A 12,061-nucleotide genomic window follows, 5' to 3' on the forward strand; every position below is an offset into this window, starting at 1 on the left:
GTGGGCACGCTTCGCTTTGCCCACCCTACGAAACCGGGCGACGCCGACAGCGCGTCGCCTACTCCCCCACCCGCGTCTGCGTCCGCGCCTTCACGATCCCATCCCGTGCCAACTGATCCGCCCGCTCGTTCTCGGGATGCCCGGCGTGGCCTTTCACCCAGTGCCAGCGCACGTCATGCGCCTTCAGCGCGGCATCGAGGCGCTGCCATAGCTCGACATTCTTGACCGGCTTCTTGTCGGCAGTGCGCCAGCCATTGCGCTTCCAGCCGTGGATCCAGCCGGTGATGCCCTGCCGGACATACTGGCTGTCGGTGTAGAGATCGACGGTGCACGGCTTCTTCAGCGCTTCCAGCGCCGAGATCGCCGCCATCAATTCCATCTGGTTGTTGGTGGTGTGGCGCTCGCCGCCGTTCAACTCTTTTTCCTTGTCGCCAAACTTCAGGATCGCGCCCCAGCCGCCGGGCCCGGGATTTCCCGAGCAGGCGCCGTCGGTATAGATCGTGACATTGGGAAGCTCGCTCACGCGACCAGTCCTGACGGCAGCAGCCCGTAATCGCGTGCGCTAGAGACGGTCTGGTGGAAGCGCAGCTTGCGAAAATATTCCAATGGGTCTTTCGGCTTGACCAGCGCGCCTGGCGGCACGTTGAGCCAGTCGACCAGCCGCGTCAGCAGGAAGCGGATCGCAGCACCACGCGCCAGCAGCGGCAGCGCAGCCTCTTCCGCCTCGGAGAGCTTTCGCACCCGACCATAAGCGTTGAGGAAGGCGCGCGCCTTGGTGACGTTGAAGGAATGATCCGGCTCGAAACACCAGGCGTTCAGGCAGATCGCCACATCATAGGCCAACATGTCGTTGCAGGCGAAGGTGAAGTCGATGATGCCTGAGAGCTTGTCGCCGAGGAAGAAAACGTTGTCGTTGAAGAGGTCGGCGTGGATCACGCCCTCAGGCAGATTGCTCGGCCAGACGCCGCCCGAGAGATAGTCGAGCTCGGCCGCCAGAAACACGCGCAGGCCCGGCTGCACCTCGTCGGCGCGGTGTGCGGCCGCATCGAACAGCGGCCGCCAGCCCGCGACTGATAGCGCATTGGCACGCTTGACCGCAAAGTTCTCGCCGGCCAGATGCATCCGGGCGAGGCCCTCGCCGACGCCGGCGCAATGCGTCGCGTTCGGCTTGCGCGGCCAGACGCCTTCGAGAAAGGTGATGATCGCGGCAGGCCGTCCCTGCAGCTCGTGCAGCGCCTCGCCGTCTTTCGCCTTCACCGGCAGCGGGCAATTGAGGCCGTGCTCGGCGAGATGCGTCATCAGCGCGAGGAAGAACGGCAAATCGTTCTTCGCCACGCGCTTCTCATAGAGCGTGAGGATGAACGAGCCGCTGGTGGTGTGCAGCAGGAAGTTGGTATTCTCGACGCCCTCGGCAATGCCCTTGTAGGAGAGCAATTCGCCGAGATCATATTGCCTCAGGAAATCCGCAAGCTCGTCGGCGGCAACGTCGGTGTAGACCGCCATAAAGGTCTACTCGGCGGCGGCTTCGGGGCGCACCTGGCGCGGCAGCGGGAAGAACTCGTTCTCTTCCGCGGCCGAGACCGTCTCCACATGCAGCGTGTAGCGCTCGGCGAACGCGTCCATGATCTCCTCGACGATCACTTCCGGCGCGGACGCGCCCGCGGTGATGCCGAGGCTGGTGATGTTTTCGAACCGCGTCCAGTCGAGGTCGGCGGCGCGCTGCGCCAGAACCGCAACCTTGCAGCCTTCGCGTTCGGCGACCTCGCGCAGGCGCTGCGAGTTTGACGAATTGGGGGCACCGACAACGATGAGCGCGTCGACCACCGGCGCCACCTTCTTCACCGCGAGCTGGCGGTTGGTGGTGGCGTAGCAGATGTCTTCCTTGTGCGGCCCGTTGATGTTCGGGAAGCGCTCCTTGAGCAGCGCCACGATCTCCGCGGTGTCGTCGATCGACAGCGTGGTCTGGGTCACGAAGGCCAGATTGTTGGGGTCCTTCGGAGCGATGGTCTTGGCATCTTCGGCGGTCTCGATCAGGGTGACCGCGCCGACCGGCAGCTGGCCGAGCGTGCCGACCACTTCGGGATGATGCGAATGGCCGATCAGGAAGATCTCGCGGCCGCGCTTGAAGTGGATCGCGGCCTCGCGGTGCACCTTGGTCACCAGCGGGCAGGTCGCATCGAGCGAGAACAGATTGCGGGACGTGGCGTCGGCCGGAACCGATTTCGGCACGCCATGGGCCGAGAACACGACCGGCGCGGTGGTATTTTCCGGGATCTCGGCCAGCTCCTCGACGAAGATGGCGCCCTTCTTTTTCAACCCATCGACGACGTATTTGTTGTGCACAATCTCGTGGCGAACATAGACCGGGGCGCCGTATTTATCGAGCGCCCGTTCCACGGTGTCGATCGCCCGGACCACCCCGGCACAGAAGCCGCGGGGAGAACAAAGCACTAACTTGAGGTCTGGTTTGGCTGACATTGAGCGATCTCGGGACCGAATCACCCCTTCGCCTTCTGGCGGGGGACGGTCGATGAATGGAAAAGGGCCTAAGACGGTCTGCTTGGACTTTATAGCGACTTGAGAGGGAATTGGGCCCCCTTTCGGGCGCTGTCAAGGCACTATCTATAGCAGAACCATTGCGTGGCTACCCCCTCCGGGCTTATATAGCGCGAATTCCCTGTCATCGCTGATGACCACCGGTTTCGCCTCCAAAGGGGTGGGCGAAGCACAAAGGAGATTTGCCATGAGCAACGCACCTCTGATGCCCAAGGCGACCGCCGTCTGGCTGCTCGACAACACCGCGCTGACCTTCGACCAGGTCGCCGATTTCACCAAGATGCACCCCCTGGAGGTGCGCGCGATCGCCGACGGTGACGCCGCGCAGGGCATCAAGGGCAGTGACCCGATTTCCAACGGTCAGCTGACCCGCGAGGAGATCGAGAAGGGCGAGAAGAACCAGGACTACCGGCTCCGTCTCCAGGAGAGCAAGGTCGTGCTGCCGCCCCAGCCCAAGCGCAAGGGCCCGCGCTACACCCCGGTGTCGCGCCGCCACGAGCGCCCCAGCGCCATCCTCTGGCTGCTGCGCAGCCATCCGGAGCTCAAGGACGCCCAGGTCATGCGCCTGGTCGGCACCACCAAGAGCACGATCGCCAGCGTCCGCGACCGCACCCACTGGAACACCTCGCAGCTGACCCCGATCGACCCGGTGACCCTCGGCCTCTGCTCGCAGATCGAGCTCGATTTCGAAGTGGCGCGCGCGGCCAAGGAGAAGCCGATCGACGCAGCCTATGGCGGCGCCACCCTGCTGCCGGCCTCCGAAACCACCAAGAAGGACGAGTACGAGCCGTCGGAGAAGTCGAGCGACGACCTCAACGTCGATGCCGTGTTCGCCAAGCTCAAGACGCTGGGCGGCAAGAAGCAGGAGCAAGAGGAGGAGTAGTCCTCGCTCTTCGTTTGCGATCGAATGCACTTCAAACGCGGCAGGGCAACCTGCCGCGTTTTTGTTTGCGGCTTCCTTCGTAGCCCGGATGGAGCGCAGCGAAATCCGGGAGCGCTCGCGCGTCGATGTATTTGTCCCGGATTGCGCTACGCTCCATCCGGGCTACGGACTTTGGCGGCTTACGGCCGATCCGGGTGGTTCAGCATGTATTCGCCGAGATCGCGCTGGCGACGATCGGCACGGGAGGTGGCCGCATTGCGCTGCACGTCGCGATCCTTGCGGCAGGCCACGTATTCCGGCGAGCCGACCGCGAGGCCGCGGCTCTGGCACACCGCATCATCGTCGTCACCGCCCATCGCCGTCGGCGTCTGGTAACGCGGCGAGCAGGCGGAGAGAACGAGGCCCGCGAAAACAATCGCAACAAACGGCTTCGAATTCATAACAGGCCCTTCATCCTTCGCGAGGCGCACTCCGCGCGATGAGGGTTGAGCGGAAAAATGCGGCCTATTCAAGCCCCATCTGGCGCCTCACACCCGCCCCTTCAGCGCCTCCCCGATCTCGTCCAGCACCTTGGGATCCTCGATCGTGGCGGGCATGGTCCAGGCCTCGCCGTCGGCGATCTTCTTGATGGTGCCGCGCAAGATCTTGCCCGAGCGTGTCTTGGGCAGGCGGCCGACCGTGATGGCGAGCTTGAACGCGGCGACCGGGCCGAGCCGGTCGCGCACAAGTGCCACGATCTCCTTTTCGATCTCGCTGGGCTGCCGCTTCACGCCGGCCTTCAGCACCAGGAAGCCGCAAGGCACCTCGCCCTTGATCGCATCCTTGATGCCGAGCACGGCGCATTCGGCGACATCGGGATGCGAGGCCAGAATCTCCTCCATGCCGCCGGTGGAGAGCCTGTGGCCGGCGACATTGATGATGTCGTCGGTGCGGCCCATGACGAAGACATAACCGTCCTCGTCCTTGTAGCCGGCGTCCGAGGTCTTGTAATAGCCGGGGAATTCGGTGAGGTAGGCCTCCTTGAAGCGCGCATCCTGATTCCACAGCGTCGGCAGGCAGCCCGGCGGCATCGGCAGCTTGATGACGATTGAGCCCATGGTGTTGGGACCGACGGGTTTTGCCGCTTCGTCAACGACATCGACCTGGTAGCCCGGCATCGGCACCGTCGGCGAGCCGTGCTTCACCGGCAGCATCCCCAAGCCCACCGGATTACCGGCAATGCACCAGCCGGTCTCGGTCTGCCACCAATGATCAATGACAGGCACCTTCAATTGTTGCTCCGCCCATTCCACCGTCGGCGGATCGGCACGCTCGCCGGCGAGGAACAGCGTGCGGAACATCGACAGATCGTATTGCCGGATGAACTTGCCTTCCGGATCCTCTTTCCGGATCGCGCGGAACGCGGTCGGCGCGGTGAAGAGGGCGACTGCCTTGTGCTCGCTGATGACGCGCCAGAACGCGCCGGCGTCGGGCGCGCCGACCGGCTTGCCCTCATACATGATCGAGGTCGCGCCATGCAGCAGCGGGCCGTAGATGATGTAGCTGTGGCCGACCACCCAGCCGATGTCGGAGCCGCACCACCACACCTCGCCCGGCTTGACGCCATAGAGGTTGAACATCGACCATTTCACCGCGACCAGATGCCCGCCATTGTCGCGCACAACGCCTTTGGGAATACCAGTCGTGCCTGACGTATAGAGGATGTAGAGCGGATCGGTCGCGGCAACGGGCACGCACGGCGCTTTCTTGCCGTCGTTCATCGCCTTGCGGCGCAGGCTCGCCCAGTCATAGTCGCGTCTTGGCGTAAGATCGCAGATCAGCTGTGGACGCTGCAGCACGATGCAGGCCTTGGGCTTCGCCGACGCCAGCCTGATCGCCTCGTCGAGCAGCGGCTTGTACTGCACGATGCGGCCGGGCTCGATACCGCAGCTTGCGGACAGAATGAGTTTTGGCTGCGCATCGTCGATGCGGGTCGCGAGCTCTTTTGCGGCAAAGCCGCCGAACACCACGGAATGCACAGCACCGATACGCGCGCAGGCGAGCATCGCAACCACGGCCTCCGGCACCATTGGCATGTAGAGAATGACGCGGTCGCCCTTGGCGACGCCAAAGTCCAGCATGATGGCGGCGAGCGCCTGCACCTCGGCGAGCAGCTCGGCATAGGTGAATTTGGTCACCGAATTGGTCAGCGGCGAATCATGGATCAGCGCGACCTGGTCGGCGCGGCCGCGTTCGACATGGCGGTCGAGCGCGTTGTAGCAGGTGTTGACGACGCCGCCGCTGAACCAGCGGCCATAGACGCCTTGCGCGGGGTCGAAGATTGTCTTCGGCGGCTCGATCCAGTCGATCTCCTTCGCCGCCTCGGCCCAAAAGCTTACAGGGTCGGCCAGCGAGCGCGCATAGACGTCGTGATAAAGGCTCTTTCCTTGGACGTTCATTCCCGCGCTCCCGTTCCCTTTATTGGCCTCGCCTTGACCTGACGGCAGGGAAGAAGTCCCGCCATGACAGTGATCAAGTGCCGGCCTTGTTTGAGGGGTATTTTCCCGGGAACGGGCCGCGGTTCAAGCTGAAAAGGGTGGTGTATGGCCTCCCTCTCCTCGTTCTTACGGCGGAGACGCGAACCTAGCCTTCCATCGCATTCAATCGCTGCAACCGGTCCTGCATGACCTTCTTCAGATCGTAGCCGGGGCGGCGGAAGCTGACATCGCGAGTGGCGAGGAAATCGTGCTGGGATTTACGCAGATCGGCGGCCGAGCGCCGGCTTATCGATTTCAGCACGCGCTGATAGGCCTCGGCGAGCTGGCGGTCGAGCATGCCGAGCTGCGGATCGGCGCAGATCACCTTCTCTACCTCGCGCCTCGCAGAGGCGCAATCGAATGACGGGCCGTTGCCGGAATTCGCGGCCAACGGCTGCGCCGGCTCGGCGCCGAACTTCACGATCTCCGTCATCATGGTGCGGCGGCCGTCCGCGGCGTTGGTGTTGCCGGGATCGAGCCGCAGCGCCGTCTCGTAATCGGCCAGCGCCTTCTTGCGGTCGCCCATTTTCGTGTAGAGCACGGCGCGGTTGTTGTAGGTCTTCGCGAAATTCGGATCGAGCTTCAGCGCGTCATTGTAGTCGCTGAGCGCCGCGCCGAACTCGCCCTTGAACTGGTAGGAATCGCCGCGATTGGTGAAGAAGTTCGGTCGCGGTGCTAGCCGCAGCGCCTGGTCGTAATCGGCAATCGCCTTGTCGTAGTCCTTCATCGCGGCATAGGAGAGCCCGCGATTGTCGTAATATTCGGGCACCTTCGGATCGAGCCTGATCGCCTCGCTGTCGTCGGCGATCGACTTGTCGAGTTGGCCGAGCTTCTTGTAGGCCGCGCCGCGATTGGTGTAGCTGCGCGCCCGGTTCGGATCGAGCAGCAAGGCCTGGCTGAGATCGCTCACCGCCTTGTCGTTGTCGCCGTTGAGATAATAGGTCGCGCCGCGGTCGGACCAGGCCTGCGCATAATCCGGCTTCAGCTTGATCGCCTTGTCGTAATCGGCAAGCGCCCGGTCGAGCCGGCGCTGATTGGTATGGGCGACGCCGCGCAGCTCATAGGCTTCGGCATCCTGCGGATCGAGCTCGATCGCCTTGCTGAGATCGGACGTGGCGCGGTTGAGATCGCCGCCCCCCTCGCGCAACAGATCGCCGCGCAGGCGCCAGGCGCGGGCGTTCTTGCCGTCGAGCGCGATGGCGCGGTCGATATCGCGCAACGCCTGGGTGAGACCGCCGGAGGTCCGCGCATTGGCATCGGCCCGAACCAGCAGCGCCGCGACGCGGTCTGAACCTGGATTCGAGGCCTGGTCGATGATGGCGCTGCACGCAGAGATGATTTCGGCCGGCGCGGCCTTGCTACCCATTACGCAATCGGCTGCGGCCGAGGCCGGGGCGGCGAGGACAAGGCTGAGCGCCGCGCCGAGAAGGAAGACGCTCAGCGAGATTTTGGATATTTGCGCGGAAGAATGCGTGCGCATGCCTAAGCACTCCGTGACATCAGGTTTTCACCATTGTCGCGGGGGGGCAGCGATCGGGTTCAAATGGCGGCTAGTACCCATCCACCCCATTCAGCCGTTGCAGCCTGTCCTGCATCGCCTTCTTCAAATCGTACCCCGGCCGGCCGAACCCGGCGTTCCGGCGGGCAATGAAATCGTCCTGCTCGCGCTGGAGTTTCCTGGCCTCGCCTTCGTTGCGCGCCTCGCGCAGCACGCGCGCATTGGCGGCATAGACCTCGCGGTCGAGGTCGGCGAACTCGCGGTTTCCGCAGATCGCCTTCTCGACCGGGCGGCGTGCGCCCGCGCAATTGAAGCTGGGCTTGCCGGCGACCGCCATCTGCGCGCCGATCCGCTCGAGCTCACGCGCGATCGCCTTGTGATTGGCCTTGGCCTTTTCGTGGTTCGGATCGATCCGCAGCGCCGCGCCGAAATCCTGCACCGCTTTGGGCTTGTCGCCCTTCTTCAGCCAGAGTTCACCGCGCGCATTGAAGACGTCGGCAAGCCCGGGATCGAGCAGCAACGCGCGGCTGTCGTCGGCGATAGCCCGGTCGATCTGGTCATGCTGTGCCAGTAGCGCGCCGCGCGCGACCAGCGCCCTGATCAGATCGGGCTTTGCCGTCTTCTCGTTGTCGATGACGGCGGCGCAGGCCGGGGTCGCCTTGTCCATGTCATCGGCCGCGGCTGCGGACAGGCATGCGGCGACGTCAATCTGCGCGGCGGCCGGCTCGCCCCCGGTCGCGGCCCGAGCGGCACCGAGCCAAAGCGCTGAGAGCACCACGGCTCCGGACAATTGAAGAAGTTTTTGAAAACGCATGCTCGCTGCAGTCGGAAACTCTTGCCTTGAGGCCGTACTATCCATCATACGGCCGGATTGGTGCTAGCTTGTGGCGCCGCTCACATCGGTTTCGGGGATCGTCGTGTCGACATTCGAATGGATCATCGGGCTTCTGCTCGGCGCCGTTGCATTATCGGCGCTGGCGCGGCGGATCAAGGTCCCCTACCCGGCCTTTCTCGCCATCGGCGGCGCGCTGGTCGCCTTCATCCCGTCGAGCCCGTCCTGGGCGCTGGAGCCCGACTTGGCGCTGGCACTTTTTGTCGCACCGGTGCTGATGGATGCCGCCTTCGACACCTCGCTACGCGACCTGCGCAACAACTGGGTTCCGGTCTCGACCCTGGTGGTGGCCGCGGTCGGGCTGACCACGGTCGGCGTGGCCTTCGTCGCACACCGGCTGTTTCCGGACATGCCCTGGGCCGCCGCGGTGGCGCTCGGCGCGATCGTGGCGCCGCCGGACGCCGCGGCCGCGGTCGCGATCCTGAGCCAGGTCAAGCTGCCCTACCGCATGGTCAAGGTGCTGGAGGGCGAAAGCCTGCTCAACGACGCCAGCTCGCTGCTGATCTATCGCATCGCGGTCGGCGCGGTCGTCATGGAGCACCTGAAATGGAGCGAGGTCGCGCCGGCGATCGCGCTGGGACTGGTCGGCAGCGTGCTGGCCGGCCTTCTTGTGGGGCGCATCATGCCGTCCATCATGGAGCGCGTGAGGGAGGCGCCGAGCGCGATCATCGTGCAGTTCGCCACCACCTTCATGATCTGGATCGCCGCCGAGCATCTCGGCCTCTCCGGCATCCTCACCATCGTCGTCTACGCCATCACGATCGCGCAGACGGCGCCGGCGCGCATGCCGGCGCGGCTGCGGGTGCCATCCTACGCGGTGTGGGAGACCACGGTGTTCGTGCTCAACGTGCTTGCCTTCATGCTGATCGGCATGCAGATGCGGCCGATCTGGACGCGGCTCGACCAGGAGGTGCGCTGGGAATATTGCGTGGCGGCCGCCTGGATCCTGCTCACGGTGATTCTGGTCAGGCTGCTCTGGATCACATTCTACCGCACGACGTTGCGCGTGCTGATCGCACATGGCATCTATCATCCGAAGGATCCGAAACAGGTCGCTTCGCCCAAGGGCGGCCTCATCATCTCCTGGTGCGGCATGCGCGGCCTGGTCACGCTCGCCACTGCCTTTGCGCTGCCGGAGAACTTTCCCTATCGCGACTTCATCGTCTTTTGCGCATTCGCGGTCGTGCTCGGCACACTGGTGATCCAGGGCCTGACATTGCGGCCGCTGATCCTGGCGTTCGGCCTGAAGGACGACGACCCCGTCGGCGTCGAAGTCGCGCGCGCCCGCGCCATCGCCTATCGCGCCGCGCTCGATGCGATCGAGGACGATCCATCGGAAGAAGCGGAAATCCTGCGGCTCGAATATCGCGCCGTCCTGATGCGGGCCGACGACGATCCGCATGGCGGCATCACTAATGGCGAACTGCCCGCCGATCCCCTGCGCCGCCGCGCCATCGAAGCCGCACGCAAATCGATCTTTGGCCTCCGCGCGACCGAGGTGATCGGCGATGACGCGTTTCACCGGCTGGAGGAGGAGCTGGATCGGGCGGAGTTGAGTGCGGGGGGATGATGTGATCCGTCACCCTGAGGTGGCCGCTTCTTCAGCGGCCCTCGAAGGGCGACGGCCCGGCTGCAGCTCGGCCGTTCATCCTTCGAGGCTCCCCATGGCGCGCGTTGCGCCCCATGGCTCGCGCCTCCAGCGACAATGGCTTCGCCATTGCGCGGGGATGACGGGGCTGCCTAAAGTGCTTCAGGCCCCCGCCTTGCACGTGATCCCGCCATCGACCACGAGCTCGATCCCCGTCACATATTTCGACTCGTCCGACGCCAGGAACAGCGCGGCGTTGGCGACGTCGAAGGCGTCGCCCATATGGCCCATCGGCACCTGCGCGTCGCGGGCGCGCCACATCGCTTCGACGTCGCCCTTGGCGTAGCTGTTGGCGAGGCCTGCGGAATGCTCCACCATCGGCGTTTTCATCAGGCCGGGCAGGATCGCATTCACCCGCACATGATGCCGCGCGAACTCGATCGCGGTGGTGCGCGTCATCTGGTTCATCGCAGCCTTGGAGGCGCCGTAGGTGACGTAGGAGATGCCCATGTGGCGGATCGAGGCGATCGAGGAGATGTTGATGATCGAGCCGCCGCCCTGCTGAGCCATCACGGGGATGACGTGCTTCATGGCGAAATAGGCGCTCTTGAGGTTGACGGAGAAGACGCGGTCCCAGCTCTCCTCGGTCACCTCGACCACGCTGCCCATCTCGGCGATGCCGACATTGTTGTCGAGCACGTCGATGCGGCCATAGGCCTTGAGGCACGCCGCGACCATCGCCTCGATCTCGGCAGGCCGCGACACGTCAGCGGTGAACGCAGTCGCCTTGCCGCCCTCGCCGGTGATGATCTTTGCAGTCTCCTCGGCGGCCGCGCCGTTGCGGTCGATGCAAAACACCTGGGCGCCCTCACGCGCAAAGGTCACCGCGGTGGCCTTGCCGTTGCCCCAACCGGGCCCGATCGAACCGGCGCCCACCACCATCGCAACCTTGCCCTTGAGCCGGTCCATCGCACCTCTCCCTTATTATTTTTCTTTGTAGCCCGGATGGCGCGAAGCGTAATCCGGGCTACGCGCGCCGTGCCGTCACCGTCACTGGAACGTCATGTCCAGGCACTTGGAGATGTCGGAGCCGAGGCCGGAGGAGATGGTGATGCAGCCGCGAATCTTCTGTGCGGCCATGTCGGCGGCCCAGATCGAGTAGCCGCCGGGGCCGAAGAACGAGTTGGTGTTCGGCGGCTCGGTCTCGGTCGCGTCGAAATCATAGTGCCCGTCAGTCTCGAAGATGCGCGGCTTCTTGGTGCAGCCGCCGTCGGTCTGGACGTTGATGACTTCCTTGTTGTCGCGGGTCAGCGCCAGCGAGACCTGGCAGCGGAAATATTCCGAGGTCTTGGTGTTGAAGAGATAGGTGTAGGACTTGCAGGTCGCGGTGTTGAGCTTGCCCGGGGCAAGGCCGCGGCTGCACGAAATCCGCTGGTTGTGGCTGAGCTGGAAGTCATCGGCCCGGGCGGCCGGCGCGAGCGCCGTCAGCGACAACCCGGCAATCCAGCAGAATTTAACGACGTGGCGCATTCGAATCATCCCCACCAATATCTTTGTCGTGTTGCGTTCTAGACTGAAAGCGGAACATAGTCGCGAGGGGACGAAGGGAAAATCACAAACTGCTGGGCGAGACGTGATGCGCTGCGGCGTCATCGCGGATTGACCCGGAAACGTCGTTCGTGATTTGTTCAAGCAGGGCACCCCATGACGGGGAGGATGGATGATGGCATTTTCAATCAAGACATTTGCGATTGCAGCCGCGCTGGGCGCGCTCGCCGCTCCCGCATGCGCACAAAACGCGGCGACGCCGTGGGAGCTCAAGCCGGACACCGGCTATGCCTATGACAAGGAAGGCAAGACGTTTTCCTACAAGATGGGCACCAGCAACGCCGGCGAGCTCCTGAAGGGCGCCAAGAAAGTGCCCAAGGGCACGCTGTTCTTCATCGGTCAGAACGGCCAGCTCTACATGCGCAGCGGGCAATATCTGGAAGGCGACGGCAAGTTCAAGTTCGGGTCGGACCACTAGGGCGCGATGACGGTGCGCTCCCTCGCCCCGTTCTTACGGGGAGAGGGTTGGGGTGAGGGGCCTCTCTCCGCACATTAGACTGTCGGGGGACCTGTACCCCCT

General features: G+C 64.3%; 12 protein-coding genes. 3 read left to right on the plus strand and 9 right to left on the minus strand.

Going from position 1 to position 12,061, the window contains the following annotated elements; genetic code table 11:
• Positions 1 to 58 precede the first annotated feature (58 nt).
• Genes rnhA through ispH form a run of 3 tightly spaced genes read right to left on the minus strand, consistent with a single transcriptional unit; the run spans position 59 to position 2,478 of the window.
• Entirely contained in the window at positions 59 to 523 is a 465-nt protein-coding gene (gene rnhA, locus FXB40_RS29555; RefSeq protein WP_148775637.1) for a ribonuclease HI, read from the minus strand.
• On the minus strand, positions 520 to 1,503 hold the full coding sequence (locus FXB40_RS29560) for a homoserine kinase (protein WP_148775638.1): 984 nt from the start codon (positions 1,501 to 1,503) through the stop codon (positions 520 to 522). The genes rnhA and FXB40_RS29560 overlap by 4 nt, the downstream gene beginning before the upstream one ends.
• A 6-nt stretch (positions 1,504 to 1,509) precedes the next feature.
• A complete protein-coding gene (ispH, locus tag FXB40_RS29565; protein WP_148749947.1) occupies positions 1,510 to 2,478 on the minus strand; it encodes a 4-hydroxy-3-methylbut-2-enyl diphosphate reductase in 969 nt (322 codons plus the stop codon).
• Positions 2,479 to 2,743: 265 nt separating this feature from the next.
• Between ispH and FXB40_RS29570 the strand changes: the two genes are divergently transcribed.
• Positions 2,744 to 3,439, plus strand: coding sequence for a DUF1013 domain-containing protein (locus tag FXB40_RS29570; protein ID WP_187437228.1), 696 nt, complete (start codon positions 2,744 to 2,746; stop codon positions 3,437 to 3,439).
• 179 nt (positions 3,440 to 3,618) lie between these two features.
• Here FXB40_RS29570 and FXB40_RS29575 read toward each other — a convergent pair whose 3' ends face one another.
• The 4 genes from FXB40_RS29575 to FXB40_RS29590 all read right to left on the minus strand — a co-directional run bounded on the left by FXB40_RS29575 (position 3,619) and on the right by FXB40_RS29590 (position 8,267).
• The gene (locus FXB40_RS29575) at positions 3,619 to 3,879 is read right to left on the minus strand and encodes a hypothetical protein (RefSeq protein WP_148775640.1); all 261 of its coding nucleotides are present in this window, start codon (positions 3,877 to 3,879) and stop codon (positions 3,619 to 3,621) included.
• Positions 3,880 to 3,966: 87 nt separating this feature from the next.
• Positions 3,967 to 5,877, minus strand: coding sequence for a propionyl-CoA synthetase (locus FXB40_RS29580; RefSeq protein ID WP_148775641.1), 1,911 nt, complete (start codon positions 5,875 to 5,877; stop codon positions 3,967 to 3,969).
• A gap of 184 nt (positions 5,878 to 6,061) precedes the next feature.
• Positions 6,062 to 7,435, minus strand: a complete 1,374-nt coding sequence (locus tag FXB40_RS29585) for a tetratricopeptide repeat protein (protein ID WP_148775642.1) — start codon at positions 7,433 to 7,435, stop codon at positions 6,062 to 6,064.
• Between the two features lie 70 nt (positions 7,436 to 7,505).
• Positions 7,506 to 8,267 carry a tetratricopeptide repeat protein gene (locus tag FXB40_RS29590; RefSeq protein ID WP_187437229.1) on the minus strand — a complete coding sequence of 254 codons (762 nt, stop codon included), beginning with the start codon at positions 8,265 to 8,267 and terminating at the stop codon, positions 7,506 to 7,508.
• 70 nt (positions 8,268 to 8,337) lie between these two features.
• Between FXB40_RS29590 and FXB40_RS29595 the strand changes: the two genes are divergently transcribed.
• Positions 8,338 to 9,915, plus strand: coding sequence for a cation:proton antiporter (locus FXB40_RS29595; RefSeq protein WP_148775644.1), 1,578 nt, complete (start codon positions 8,338 to 8,340; stop codon positions 9,913 to 9,915).
• Positions 9,916 to 10,095: 180 nt separating this feature from the next.
• Here the strand turns inward: FXB40_RS29595 and FXB40_RS29600 are convergent, their stop codons facing one another.
• Both FXB40_RS29600 and FXB40_RS29605 read right to left on the minus strand, forming a co-directional pair.
• Complete coding sequence (locus FXB40_RS29600; RefSeq protein ID WP_148775645.1) at positions 10,096 to 10,902, minus strand: SDR family NAD(P)-dependent oxidoreductase; 807 nt, start codon at positions 10,900 to 10,902, stop codon at positions 10,096 to 10,098.
• An 81-nt stretch (positions 10,903 to 10,983) separates the two neighbouring features.
• The gene (locus tag FXB40_RS29605) at positions 10,984 to 11,463 is read right to left on the minus strand and encodes a hypothetical protein (protein ID WP_187437230.1); all 480 of its coding nucleotides are present in this window, start codon (positions 11,461 to 11,463) and stop codon (positions 10,984 to 10,986) included.
• A gap of 193 nt (positions 11,464 to 11,656) precedes the next feature.
• Here FXB40_RS29605 and FXB40_RS29610 point away from each other — a divergent pair, with 193 nt between their 5' ends.
• Complete coding sequence (locus tag FXB40_RS29610) at positions 11,657 to 11,959, plus strand: hypothetical protein (RefSeq protein ID WP_148775683.1); 303 nt, start codon at positions 11,657 to 11,659, stop codon at positions 11,957 to 11,959.
• Positions 11,960 to 12,061: the final 102 nt, after the last annotated feature.

Origin of the sequence: Bradyrhizobium rifense, assembly GCF_008123425.1 — a bacterium.
GTDB classification, from domain to species: domain Bacteria; phylum Pseudomonadota; class Alphaproteobacteria; order Rhizobiales; family Xanthobacteraceae; genus Bradyrhizobium; species Bradyrhizobium rifense.

Coding starts and splice junctions, on each gene's coding strand:
- ispH (WP_148749947.1), bottom strand. CDS start 2,478: ATGTCAGCCAAACCAGACCTCAAGTTAGTGCTTTGTTCTCCCCGCGGC.
- FXB40_RS29560 (WP_148775638.1), bottom strand. CDS start 1,503: ATGGCGGTCTACACCGACGTTGCCGCCGACGAGCTTGCGGATTTCCTG.
- FXB40_RS29570 (WP_187437228.1), top strand. CDS start 2,744: ATGAGCAACGCACCTCTGATGCCCAAGGCGACCGCCGTCTGGCTGCTC.
- FXB40_RS29580 (WP_148775641.1), bottom strand. CDS start 5,877: ATGAACGTCCAAGGAAAGAGCCTTTATCACGACGTCTATGCGCGCTCG.
- FXB40_RS29610 (WP_148775683.1), top strand. CDS start 11,657: ATGGCATTTTCAATCAAGACATTTGCGATTGCAGCCGCGCTGGGCGCG.
- FXB40_RS29590 (WP_187437229.1), bottom strand. CDS start 8,267: ATGCGTTTTCAAAAACTTCTTCAATTGTCCGGAGCCGTGGTGCTCTCA.
- FXB40_RS29585 (WP_148775642.1), bottom strand. CDS start 7,435: ATGCGCACGCATTCTTCCGCGCAAATATCCAAAATCTCGCTGAGCGTC.
- FXB40_RS29575 (WP_148775640.1), bottom strand. CDS start 3,879: ATGAATTCGAAGCCGTTTGTTGCGATTGTTTTCGCGGGCCTCGTTCTC.
- FXB40_RS29605 (WP_187437230.1), bottom strand. CDS start 11,463: ATGCGCCACGTCGTTAAATTCTGCTGGATTGCCGGGTTGTCGCTGACG.
- FXB40_RS29600 (WP_148775645.1), bottom strand. CDS start 10,902: ATGGACCGGCTCAAGGGCAAGGTTGCGATGGTGGTGGGCGCCGGTTCG.